10 protein-coding genes are annotated in these 12,907 nt (G+C 35.1%); 2 read left to right on the top strand and 8 right to left on the bottom strand.

The window, feature by feature from the left end; translation table 11 throughout:
- Positions 1-377: 377 nt before the first annotated feature.
- The 8 genes from G4D63_RS15710 to dnaA all read right to left on the bottom strand — a co-directional run bounded on the left by G4D63_RS15710 (position 378) and on the right by dnaA (position 10,663).
- On the bottom strand, positions 378-1,457 hold the full coding sequence (locus G4D63_RS15710; RefSeq protein ID WP_163180615.1) for an HD-GYP domain-containing protein: 1,080 nt from the start codon (positions 1,455-1,457) through the stop codon (positions 378-380).
- An 89-nt stretch (positions 1,458-1,546) separates the two neighbouring features.
- The gene (gene gyrA / locus G4D63_RS15705; RefSeq protein ID WP_163180614.1) at positions 1,547-4,045 is read right to left on the bottom strand and encodes a DNA gyrase subunit A; all 2,499 of its coding nucleotides are present in this window, start codon (positions 4,043-4,045) and stop codon (positions 1,547-1,549) included.
- Positions 4,046-4,085: 40 nt separating this feature from the next.
- Positions 4,086-6,014: a DNA topoisomerase (ATP-hydrolyzing) subunit B gene (gyrB, locus tag G4D63_RS15700; RefSeq protein WP_163180613.1), complete on the bottom strand. Its 1,929-nt coding sequence runs from the start codon at positions 6,012-6,014 to the stop codon at positions 4,086-4,088.
- Between the two features lie 119 nt (positions 6,015-6,133).
- Positions 6,134-6,406: an extracellular matrix regulator RemB gene (gene remB / locus G4D63_RS15695; RefSeq protein ID WP_163180612.1), complete on the bottom strand. Its 273-nt coding sequence runs from the start codon at positions 6,404-6,406 to the stop codon at positions 6,134-6,136.
- A 9-nt stretch (positions 6,407-6,415) separates the two neighbouring features.
- Positions 6,416-7,534, bottom strand: a complete 1,119-nt coding sequence (recF, locus tag G4D63_RS15690) for a DNA replication/repair protein RecF (protein WP_163180611.1) — start codon at positions 7,532-7,534, stop codon at positions 6,416-6,418.
- Positions 7,535-7,552: 18 nt separating this feature from the next.
- Entirely contained in the window at positions 7,553-7,774 is a 222-nt protein-coding gene (gene yaaA / locus G4D63_RS15685; protein ID WP_163180610.1) for a S4 domain-containing protein YaaA, read from the bottom strand.
- A 204-nt stretch (positions 7,775-7,978) separates the two neighbouring features.
- Positions 7,979-9,118: a DNA polymerase III subunit beta gene (dnaN, locus tag G4D63_RS15680; protein WP_163180609.1), complete on the bottom strand. Its 1,140-nt coding sequence runs from the start codon at positions 9,116-9,118 to the stop codon at positions 7,979-7,981.
- A 195-nt stretch (positions 9,119-9,313) separates the two neighbouring features.
- Complete coding sequence (dnaA, locus tag G4D63_RS15675; RefSeq protein WP_163180608.1) at positions 9,314-10,663, bottom strand: chromosomal replication initiator protein DnaA; 1,350 nt, start codon at positions 10,661-10,663, stop codon at positions 9,314-9,316.
- Positions 10,664-12,260: 1,597 nt separating this feature from the next.
- Here dnaA and rpmH point away from each other — a divergent pair.
- Together rpmH and rnpA are read left to right on the top strand one after the other, a co-directional pair.
- On the top strand, positions 12,261-12,395 hold the full coding sequence (gene rpmH / locus G4D63_RS15670) for a 50S ribosomal protein L34 (protein ID WP_163180607.1): 135 nt from the start codon (positions 12,261-12,263) through the stop codon (positions 12,393-12,395).
- Between the two features lie 156 nt (positions 12,396-12,551).
- Entirely contained in the window at positions 12,552-12,896 is a 345-nt protein-coding gene (gene rnpA, locus G4D63_RS15665; protein WP_163180606.1) for a ribonuclease P protein component, read from the top strand.
- Positions 12,897-12,907: the final 11 nt, after the last annotated feature.

Raw genomic sequence — 12,907 nt, 5'->3', positions numbered from 1 at the left:
GCCGCCAGCGTTCGTCCTGAGCCAGGATCAAACTCTCCAATAAAGTGTTTGATTGCTCATTACACCGGCAATCTACTGAGTTTTTTCGCGTTAGCTAAAATAACTAAATAGTAGATTTAAAAATTTATTACTTGCGTTGGTTTTTAAAGACCAACACGCTTGACGTTTTGTTTAGTTTTCAAAGAACTTTTTATGTCATCGCTCAGAAGCGACTTTATAAATATATCACACGTTGCAAATCAAAGTCAACAACTTTTTTTGTTATTTTGAAAGTCAGTAATTAAACTAACTTAGTCTGACTTTTAATATATTATCATCTCTCTTAAAAAGTAACAAGTACCAAAACATAGAAAAAAGTGAAGGAAGTTATTCCTTCACTACAATATTTCATCAATATATAATTCTCGTCTTTGTGACAACTGAATAAATTCTCCATTACCTTCTAGCTTAACCATGGGTCTCGTTGGAGACTTAGACTCAACAAAAACGATTTCTCCTACTTGTCGGTCAGAGAGTCTTACTTTTGTACCAATTGAGAAATTTGCTATTCCAGAGGTTAATGCCTGAATAACAGAGATATCAAATTGGCCAAAACTATCTTGAATAATTAATTCTAAAACTTTAAAAGGAGATTGCTTTGATCGATAAGCTCTTTCTGATGTCATTGCATGATAAACATCTGCCACAGCTAAGATTTTGCCAAATGGATGTATCTTGTCCCCCTTGAGACCAAGTGGATAACCACTACCATCAAGGCGCTCATGATGTTGAAATACACCTAACTTTACACCCTCCCTGATCACCGGTAGATTGAGAAGCATTTTATAGCCATGTGAAGGGTGTTGCCTTATTTCGTTATACTCTTCGGGTAATAAGGCTGTTTGCTTATTTAATATTCTTGTGTCTACCTTTGCCATTCCACAATCTGAAAGAAGCCCTGCTAAAGCAATCTGTATCCATTGCCCCTTCTCATAATTAAGCTTATTTCCTAAGTGACCCGCTAATAGACCTACTGCTACAGAATGATGATATAAATAATCATCCTTTATAGAATAGTGATGAAGCATAAATATTTCTGATGGAGTCTTTATACTTCTTTCTAATAAAGGGATAAAGAACTTTCTAATTTTTACAATATCTACTTGTATTCCCGCTTGCCAGCTCTGGAATACATTTTTGAATTCCTGCACCGCCTTTAAATAATGGCTGCTGAACGAAACTCCTAAATCTAGATCTATTTCTTCATCTTGTTCTTTTATTACTTCATATGGACGGAAAGGGTTACCGTTTACTAAAGTGGGTTCAACTTGGACTTCTTTTATGAGAAATGCATGAAGCACTTTGATCTTGTCTTTATCTAATACTGTTTTCTTAGGAATAATGGGTTTATTGGTTAAGGAGGTAACATCCACGGACAATATACAACCCTCTCGTAATTGATTAATATGGACCTTCATATATGACTTCCTCTCAGTTACCTATTTCTAATACCAGTATTTTACCAAAAAAAAGAACACAAAGTTGTGTTCTTTTAAAAAAATTATAATTATTCTTCTTCACTTACAGTTTCAGTCATGCCTTCTGTTGCTTCATCCTCGTTTGCATGTTCTTCATTCTCATCTTTTTCTACGACTGCAACAGTTGAAACATATTCTTCTCCACCTAAGCGAATCAGTCTTACCCCTTGTGCATATCGTCCAAATGTTGAGATATCCGCAGTCGCCATACGAATGATTACACCACTTGCAGTTATAATCATTATATCTTCTTCACCAGTAACTGTTTTTATGGTTACAACTGGTCCAGTTTTATCAGTTATAGTTGTGGTTCGAAGTCCCTTACCACCACGACTTTGTATACGATATTCCTCTTTAGGGGTACGCTTACCATAGCCATTATTGGTAACAACTAGTACATCAAAACCATCTTCAAGAATTTCCATGCCGACTACTTCATCATCATCATCTAAGGTAATTCCTTTAACACCGGTTGCTGTTCTTCCCATCGATCTTACGTCTGTTTCAGTGAAGCGAATTAACATTCCTTTTTTCGTACCAATGATCATGTCCTTCGTTCCATCCGTAAGTCTTACAGAAATCAACTCATCTTCTTCGCGTAAATTAACAGCGATAAGTCCACTTGTTCTGATATTGCTGAAGGATGATAATGGTGAACGCTTTGATATTCCTTGCTTTGTTGTAAAGAATAGGAATTCATCATCAGTGAATTTTTCTACCGGTATCATGGCGTTTACCCACTCATCTTTATCGATTTCTAAGAGATTGATAATAGGTAAACCTTTTGCTGTTCTGCTGTATTCAGGGATCTCATAGCCCTTTGATCTATATACTTTTCCTTTATTCGTAAAGAATAGGATTGTGTTATGGGTAGAGGTTGTTAGCAGCTGTTCAACAAAATCATCCTCATTTGTACCCATTCCTTGAATTCCACGTCCACCACGTTTTTGAGAACGGTAAGTTGAGGCAGGAAGACGCTTGATGTAACCTTTGTGAGTAAGTGAAATGACGATTTTTTCTTCTGGAATTAAATCCTCATCTTCAATCATTTCTGCCCCACCAGCTACGATTTCTGTTCTTCTCTTATCATTGAATCGCTCTTTGATTTCGTTAAGTTCTTCACGAATGATTTCTAAAACTTTCTCTTCATCCGCAAGAATTGCTCTTAACTCAGCAATTAATGCAACAAGTCCTTGATATTCCTCTTCAATCTTTTCTCTTTCTAAGCCGGTTAAGCGTTGTAAACGCATATCTAATATTGCTTGTGCTTGCTTTTCAGAAAGAGAGAAAGTGGTCATTAATCCTTCTTTAGCAATCTCAGTTGTTTGAGATCTACGAATTAAAGCAATGACCTCATCTAAGTGATCTAATGCCACACGTAAACCTTCAAGAATATGTGCACGTGCTTCCGCTTTTTCAAGCTCATATTGAGTACGTCTACGAATAACTACTTTTTGGTGTTCTAAATAATGATATAGTACTTCTTTTAGATTAAGAACTTTAGGTTGTCCATCTACAAGTGCAAGCATATTGATTCCAAAGCTAGTTTGAAGTGCTGTTTGCTTATACAGGTTATTAAGAAGTACATTGGCATTGGCATCTCTTCGAACTTCTATTACGATTCGCATTCCGTTACGATCTGATTCATCACGAAGATCAGTAATACCGTCTATCTTTTTATCTCGAACAAGCTCTGCAATTTTTTCGATAAGCTTCGCTTTATTTACTTGGTATGGAATTTCATTGACAATGATTGTTTGTCTTCCATTTGCCTTTTCCTCAATCTCTACCTTAGCTCGAATAATGATGGAGCCACGTCCTGTTTCATAGGCCTTTCTAATACCGCTTCTACCAAGAATTTGACCAGATGTAGGGAAATCAGGTCCTTGGATAATTTCCATTAGTTCTGGAATAGAAATTTCAGGATCCTTACTAACAGCTAGCACTCCATCAATTACTTCTCCTAGTTGATGTGGAGGAATATTTGTTGCCATTCCAACTGCAATTCCCGCTGCTCCATTTACTAGTAAATTAGGGAAACGTGCAGGTAATACAATTGGTTCCCGCTCAGAGCCATCATAGTTATCTTTATAATCAATTGTGTTTTTGTTAATGTCACGAATCAGTTCCATCGCAATTTTGGACATTCTTGCTTCTGTATAACGCATAGCTGCAGCTGCATCTCCGTCAACAGATCCAAAGTTTCCATGACCATCAATAAGCATATAACGATAGTTGAAGTCCTGTGCCATCCTTACCATCGTTTCATAAACAGCTGAATCACCATGTGGATGATATTTACCAATTACTTCTCCAACGATACGAGCAGACTTCTTATAAGCTTTATCTGCTGTCATTCCCAAATCATTCATCGCATATAAAATACGACGGTGAACAGGTTTTAGCCCGTCCCGAACGTCGGGAAGGGCACGTGAAACAATTACACTCATTGCATAATCTAAGAATGATGTACGCATTTCATGACTAATATTTATTTCTTTTACTTGTGGTTTACGGTTTTCAGACATATTGTTCCTCCTTGAGGAAATTGGGCATATTCAAAGTTTTTTAAATATCTAGATTTTTAACATATTGTGCATTTTCTTCAATGAAATTACGTCTTGGGTCTACTTTATCACCCATTAGCATTTCAAATGTTTCATCAGCTTCAATCGCATCTTGAAGAGTAACCTGTAATAATGTCCTAGTTTCAGGGTCCATCGTGGTTTCCCATAACTGTGTAGGATTCATCTCACCTAAACCTTTATAACGCTGTATACCAGGTTTTGGTTGGCTTGGTAATGTGGATAGATATGTTTCAAGCTCACGCTCATTGTAGGCATATTCAATTCTCTTACCTTGTTGAATTTTATACAATGGAGGCTGAGCAATATAAATATATCCATGCTCAATAATTGGACGCATATAACGATATAGGAATGTTAATAACAGAGTTCTGATATGAGCTCCATCTACATCCGCATCAGTCATAATTACCACTTTATGATAACGTGCTTTTGTAATATCAAACTCTCCGCCAATTCCAGTACCTAGAGCTGTAATCATCGCACGAATTTCATTATTTGAAAGTATTTTATCAAGTCTTGCTTTTTCAACATTTATAATCTTACCACGTAAAGGCAGAATAGCTTGGAAATGTCGATCTCTTCCTTGTTTTGCTGATCCACCCGCTGAGTCACCCTCAACTATATAGATTTCACTAATAGCAGGGTCTTTTGAAGAGCAGTCTGCTAATTTTCCTGGCAAACTAGAAACCTCAAGGGCACTTTTCCTTCTAGTTAACTCTCTCGCTTTCTTAGCAGCCATTCTAGCACGAGCAGCCATGATTCCCTTTTCTACTACTTTTCTAGCAACAGAAGGATTCTCTAGCATAAATTTATCAAAGGTTTCACCGAATGTTGCTTCTGTAACAGTTCTTGCTTCACTATTACCTAGCTTTGTTTTCGTTTGGCCTTCAAATTGAGGATCAGGATGTTTAATAGAGATGATCGCAGTTAAGCCTTCACGAACATCCTCACCAGTAAGATTGCTCTCATTGTCTTTTAAAAGATTATTCTTTTTTGCATAATCATTTATTACACGCGTCAGTGAGGTTTTGAATCCAACCTCATGCATTCCGCCTTCATAAGTGTGAATATTATTAGCAAAAGAGTAAATATTACTTGTGTAACTATCGTTATATTGAAGAGCAATCTCTACTGAGATATTATCTTTTTCACCTTCAACAAACACTACTTCCTCGTGAACAACCTCTTTGGAACGGTTTAAATGCTCAACGTAGGATTTAATTCCACCTTCATACATATACTCATTTGATTTTTTACGATCTTCTCGCTTATCTTCAATCGTTATCGTTAAACCACGATTTAAAAATGCAAGTTCTCTAATTCTATTTGCCAATGTATCATAATCATATTCAAGGGTCTCTGTAAAAATTTCATGATCAGGCTTAAAGTGAACAATTGTTCCAGTAACATCACTTTCTCCAATCACCTTTAAATCCTCACCTGGTACTCCTCTTTCAAACTTTTGATAGTGAATTTTCCCATCACGGTGGACATACACTTCTAACACCGTGGATAAAGCATTAACAACAGATGCACCTACACCGTGTAATCCTCCTGAAACTTTATAACCACCACCACCAAATTTACCACCGGCATGAAGGACAGTCATAATGACTTCAACTGCAGGTCTTCCCATTTTCTCATGGATTCCTACAGGGATACCACGACCATTATCCTTTACAGTTATACTATTATCCTCTTCAATGACTACGTTAATTTCTGAGCAATAACCAGCTAAAGCCTCATCAATACTATTATCAACAATCTCCCATACAAGATGGTGAAGACCCTTTGCACTTGTGGTACCAATATACATACCTGGACGTTTTCTTACAGCTTCTAAGCCTTCTAAGACTTGAATCTGATTTTCATCATATGCCTGCTGTTGTTGCATTTCTTTTTGTTCCATAACCACATATTCCACCTACACTTTAACTTTAGAGAATCTAAAGCTACGATTTTTTGTTACATGTTTTAAAACTAATTGTGTATTTGTAACAATCTATATTTAACAATAACGATATTGCACTATTGCTCATTTTCCAGATTGATCTGTCCAGTTTCAAACAATTGTGTAGATCTACGTTTCAATGTGACAGATGCTAATGGGGAAAAATAGATTTGATTTAAAGTGACGATGATTGTTTTCATTGTCGTAGAAATCTCAATAATTTCTTTCGTTTTACTTTGGCCATCAATAAATTCTTGAACAATCGTTGATGAGTAAAACAACTGTCCATCTAGTATAGCTACAATTTCTCTAATCGGGACAACGACGTTCTCTCCCAAGTGAATAAACAATCTTCCACCTCATTTCAGCTTCTCAATTACACCTGCGTTCACACTAAATTGAGCAGCCTGTTTCAAAGTCACATGGTCAATCCCTTCCACACTAGTCGTGGTAACAAACGTTTGTACCTTTCCTTGAATGGTATTAAGTAAATGAGATTGCCTAAAGTCATCTAATTCAGATAAGACATCATCTAAAAGTAAAATAGGATATTCCCCAATTTCCGAATGTATGAGTTCTATTTCTGCTAATTTCAATGAAAGAGCTGTTGTACGTTGTTGGCCTTGTGAACCAAATGTTTGGACATCCTTTCCATTAACGAAAAAAAGGAGATCATCACGATGCGGTCCAGCCAATGTCATTCCACGTTCAATTTCTCTATCTCTTATTTTAGCAAACTTTTGTTCATATACTTCTACCATTTTCGACAATTCTGTCTTCTCTGATACATCAATTGAAGCCTTATACTGTATTTCTAACGTTTCGAGTCCTCTACTGATTCCTTTATGAATAGGTTCTGCCCATTTTTGAAGTAAATCTAAAAACTCGAATCGCTTTATTATAATCTTCGCAGCCACTTCTGTTAATTGAGAGGTAAGAACCTCTAGCATAGTTGTGTTTCTATCTTTTTGTTTTTGTAATTGCTTTAAATAGTGGTTTCGCTGTTGGAGAATTTTTTGATAGGAACTAAGATCATGCATATATCTGGGCGATACTTGGCCAATCTCCATATCAAGAAATCTTCTTCTTACCTGTGGACTACCTTTAACTAGATTTAAATCCTCAGGAGCAAACATCACAATATTCATAGCACCTATATATTGACTTAATCTTTGTTGCTCAATGTGATTTAACTTAGCTTTTTTTCCTTTTGTCGATATGACAAGTTGGAGAGGAACCGGTCCTTTCCTCCGAATTACTCTACCTTCTATTTTAGCATAATCTTCGTCCCATCTAATAAGATCTTTATCATTTGATGTTCGATGAGATTTTGCTATAGCTAAAACATAGATCGCTTCCATCAAATTGGTCTTTCCTTGAGCATTTTCTCCGAGGATTACATTCACTTTATTTTCAAAAGCTACCTCTGTTTTTTTGTAGCTTCGATAGTTCGTTAAAACTATATTTTCTATATACAAAGGGAATTCCCCCACATATCATTCTTTTGTACTAACTGTAAACCTTCCTACGTCTTTAATAACAATGGAGTCTCCATCACGAAGTTTTCTCCCACGTCTGTTATCTTCTTCTCCGTTTACAGTAATATGATGTTCTTGTAAGAACCACTTTGCCATACCACCTGAATCAATAATATCAGCTAACTTAAGAAATTGCCCAAGAGTAATATATTCTGAATGAATGGTTACTTCCTTTGTCATTCTATCTCCTGCTTTCTTATATTTGTATATATCTAATTGTACTAGATTTTAAAGAACAATAAAAGAAAGCTAGAAGGGAAGTTAAACTTTCATTGCCTTCGTAGCTTTCTTTTATACATATTTAGAACCCTTCCAAGTTCAGATCACTAATGAATGATCGACTATTGAGTCTACTAGCAGAGCTAGTTAACCGCAATACTTATACTAGTATGTCCTTACTGGAAGAATTAACTGTAACGTTTTATCATCATTTACTGGTTGGATAAAGAATGGTCTCATCGCACCAGTAAAGCTAATTTTTACTTCTGTTCCATCAATAGCTTTTAGTGCATCCATCATGAACTTTGCACTAAAGGAGATTTTTAGCTCTTCTCCATCGATCTTCTCACTCTGTAGCTCTTCTGTTACTTTCCCAATCTCTGGAGAATCAGAAGAAACTTCTACTAAACCATTTTCTAATGTACTAAATTTAACAACATTATTTCTTCCTTCTCTAGCTAAAAGTGAAGCACGATCAATTGCTTGAAGGAATTCCTTGCCATTAAGGAATATATCCGTTTTGCTTTCAGTTGGGATTAATCGTGAGGTGTCTGGATAATTTCCATCTAATAATCTAGAGAAGAATAATATATTCTTCATTTTGAATAGTACTTGTTGTTCCGTCATAAAGATATCAACTTTATCAGTTGTATCATCTAGAATTTTACTTAATTCATTTAAGCTCTTACCTGGTATAACTACATTCGCTCCAGGTATTGAATTAGCAGATTCAATTAAAGCCTTACGGAAAGCTAAACGATGACTATCTGTAGCAATACACTGTAACTCATTATTTTCAATCTTCCAGTTAACACCTGTAAGAACAGGTCTTGTTTCAGAAGCTGATACGGCAAATACTGTTTGTCTGATCATGTGTTTTAGTAAATCTGCAGGGATAGAAAACACATTTTCTTCACTTACGACTGGTAACATTGGATATTCTTCTGCATCAATTCCATTTAGGTTAAATTCTGCTTTACCTGAACGAATCACAGTTTGTAGTTGATTAATGACCTCGATCTCAACAGTATCCTGAGGTAGCTTTTTTACAATTTCACTAAAGAAACGTGCTTGTAGGACGATGCTTCCTCTTTGTTCAACCTCTACAATTTCATCTCCTGCTTCTTCTAATGGGATAAAAGATTCAATTGAGATATCTGAATCACTTCCAGTTAGTGTAACGCCATCTTCTGAAGCTACCATTTTTATACCAGTAAGAATAGGAATCGTGGTTCTAGAAGAAACTGCCTTCATTACATCTTGAACACCTTGAACAAGATAATCCTTTTGAATTGAAAATTTCATTGTTAAAAACCTCATTTCGTCATAAATCGATTTGCCTACTCATATAATAATATTTTATTTAAAAAATAGTAGTAATAGTAATAGGGCCTGTGGATTTGTGGATAACCTCAATAGAAGAAAGGAACACAGTCTATCCACATGTGGACAGACTGTGCGTAAGTATGTTCCTGTTATACACACTATTAAGAGAATAAATTAGTTCTTTAAGAGTCCTTGAATATCTTTTATCTGTTTTTGAAGCTGTGAGTCTGATTGTAGCAAGGTTGAAATCTTCTCATGTGCATGAATGACGGTTGTATGATCGCGTCCACCAAACTCTTCACCTATTTTAGGTAATGAAAAGTCAGTTAGTTCTCTTGATAGATACATAGCAACCTGTCTTGGAAAGGCAACAGATTTCGTTCTCTTTTTTGCTTTAAAATCCTCTAGCTTTATGTTGTATTGTTGCCCAACGATACGTTGTATATCAAGAATAGTAATTACTTTAGGCTTAGAACTTGGAATAATGTCTTTTAATGCATCAGCTGCTAAGTCAGCATTAATATCTTTATTAATTAATGATGAATAGGCAACTACTCGTATTAAGGCACCTTCTAATTCTCGAATATTTGAGTCAATTTGATTAGCAATATAAAGCATGACTTCATTAGGAATATCTAGCCCTTCAGCTTTAGCCTTCTTGCGTAAAATAGCTATCCTTGTTTCTAAGTCAGGAGGAGTAATATCTGTGATTAATCCCCATTCAAATCTTGATCTAAGACGATCTTCTAGTGTTGGGATTTCTTTAGGTGGTCGATCACTGGAAATGACAATTTGTTTACTTTCCTCATGAAGGGTATTAAATGTATGGAAGAATTCCTCTTGTGTTTGTTCTTTTCCAGCAAGAAACTGAATATCGTCTATTAAAAGAACATCAACACTTCTATATTTATTTCTAAAATCAACAGCTTTATTATCTCGAATCGAGTTAATGAACTCATTTGTGAATTTTTCTGATGATAAATAAACAACCTTTGCAGATGGATTATGGTCGATTACATAATGTCCAATCGCGTGCATTAAGTGAGTTTTCCCTAATCCTACACCACCATATATAAATAGCGGGTTATAGGCTTTTGCAGGAGCCTCTGCTACTGCTAATGAAGCAGCGTGAGCGAAGCGGTTACCTGAACCAATTACAAAGGTATCAAAGGTATATTTAGGATTTAACATACTTTGCGGCAACTCGTGAGGCTCATCATCAACTTTTTGAGTTTTTTTCTTTGGCATCACAAGATCAAAGTCTTCTTCCATCTGATTTTGAGGAATGATGAACTTAATCTCTAGCTCTGCTCCAGTAATATCATAGATTGTTTCACCAATTAGGGAAGAGTATCTGGACTCTAACCAATCTCTAGCAAATTCATTTGGAGCTGTGATCACTAATGTATTATTTTGAAGAGCATGTGCTTTTGTTGATTTTAACCACGTTTCAAAGCTAGGCTTACTCAACTTTTTCTCAATTTCTTTTAAGGCTTTATCCCATAAGTCAGAGATATTTTCCAAACTATCCCTCCTTTGCTCCAAATTCACCCTGTACAATCTTTGTATAAGGCGTTGCATAGCGTTGAATAACTATACATTTCCACAGTACCTGTTAGTAAACATATATATAGTAGAAAAGTGGGTTTTCGACAGTATTCACTGTTTGTGGACAACCTTTTTAACAGCCTCTGTATAATCTATCCACAATCTATCCACAACCTGTGGATAGTCTAATATGTCATTGTCATTAATTAAGAGTGAAAACATAACTATAGTATCAAAATAAATACCGTAATGCAACGGTTTTTTAATACTTATCCACAACCACAACAACTTGTGGGTATTTTTTATCCACAACACAAGATACTGTGTAAAACTTGTCGATAACTGTTGAAATATGTTTGAGAAGGTTAATGAAATTATCCACAGGTAGGTTTTTGGGGGAAAATCAACAAATTTAAGGTAAAGGTATAAGGAAGAAATTCTAAGTTTAAAAATACAACTTTATCCAGCTAAATCATGTAGAAAAAAGACTCTGTAAAATAGTGTAAGCCTAACTAAGGGCACTTATGCTCAAAAGCACATTTTTTCGGAGAGAGTAAGAAACTTAATTTCAAAAAAGAAGAAGGGGTGCTTTGAAGAGAAGTTACATTGGTGAAGTAGTAATAATGATAAAAAAAGAAGAAAGAATCGAAACTAAAAGATTAGAGTGTTAATATAAAAAATTCAGTTCGGTGTGCTCGAAACAAAACCTGGATTAGTTTTTAGGTACATTAATATAATTATTTAAAAATTGGTATTAAGTATTGAGTAAATATCCAGATTGATATGTTTAAAACGATTTTTGAGAAATCCTTTAAATAGCTCCTTTCGTAATGTAGCTCTGCATTGGCTTGTTTTATCAATAAGCCAAATTAACCTACGAAGTAACGAGCAGGAGCTTTTTCTAACGAGACTCCGTAATACTATTTTCGTAAAAATAATTGATATTGAATTTAGACAGAAGTGAAACGGAGCGAGCAAGTGGAAAGAACACTGTCCAGATACAAAAAAGTAAGCGAAGATTCTTCCGTAAAGGCTGTTCCTAACCTGATTGTATGGTGGAAGGACCTTAGACCTTAAGTAAAAAGCTAAATTTCCTTGAGAAGTAGAGATCTTCTTAATCTAAACGATAAAAGTGCAGTACATATTAGGAATTTAATAACTCGCAAGTGAGACGAGAATCTAAGAGGAATTTTTACTGATCAAACTTTTATTTGAGTTACTAAAATGTAAAATGGTAAGATTAAAAGCGGGATAAACCACATTTTTAGTTTAATTTTTAAAAATAACATAAAAAAGAAATTATTGGGTTTTTGGAAATCAAGTTGACATTTATTAGTTTCGTTCTCTATAATTATAAAGACTGTCTTTAGCTAATTTTTTTTATTAAAAGTTATGAGCATTAAAGATTGTTTTGTTGTTTATGAGCAATTCCTATACTTTTAGATTGCTAAATAAGGTATGATCTGAATCAATGCATGAACTAAGGTCCTTTCATATAGGGAATTGCCTAGTGTTATAATGTAGTTAGAGAAATCTAATTGCGAGATTAAATTTTCAGGAGGTGTCATAAATAATGAAACGTACATTCCAACCTAATAAGCGTAAGCGTAGTAAAGTTCACGGATTCCGTAGCCGCATGAGCAGTGCAAATGGAAGAAAAGTATTAGCTCGTCGTCGTCAAAGAGGAAGAAAGGTATTATCAGCTTAAGACCACTGTCTGAACAGTGGTCTTTTTTTCAGTTAGAATTGGGATAAATTCAAATATTATTGTCATTTTTGATTTACTAAATAGGGTATAAAATAGAGAATTTTGAGGTACGATGGCAAAGATATCAACTTGTATCGCAAAATTGGAGTGTTATCTATGAATAAACAACACAGAATTAAAAAAAATGAAGACTTCCAGGCTGTTTTTAAAAAGGGGATCTCTACTGCGAATCGTCAGTTTGTCATTTATGTACTAGATGATCCAGGTAATCAAACCTTTAGAATTGGTCTTTCAGTTAGTAAAAAAATCGGTAATGCAGTAACGCGTAACCGAATAAAACGGTTGATTCGACAGGTTATGTTTGAATTTAAGGATTATATTAAAAGCGGCAAGGAACTTGTAATTATTGCTAGAAAACCAACTGCAGACATGGATTATCATGAAGTAAAAGCTTCGCTAGAACATGTTTGTAAAAGGGCAAAAATTTTGCAACGACGCTAAGAGTTGATTTT

This window comes from Bacillus mesophilus (assembly GCF_011008845.1).
GTDB classification, from domain to species: domain Bacteria; phylum Bacillota; class Bacilli; order Bacillales; family SA4; genus Bacillus_BS; species Bacillus_BS mesophilus.
The sequence above is the reverse complement of the archived record's forward strand: the minus strand, read 5'-3'. Positions and strand labels throughout refer to the sequence as shown.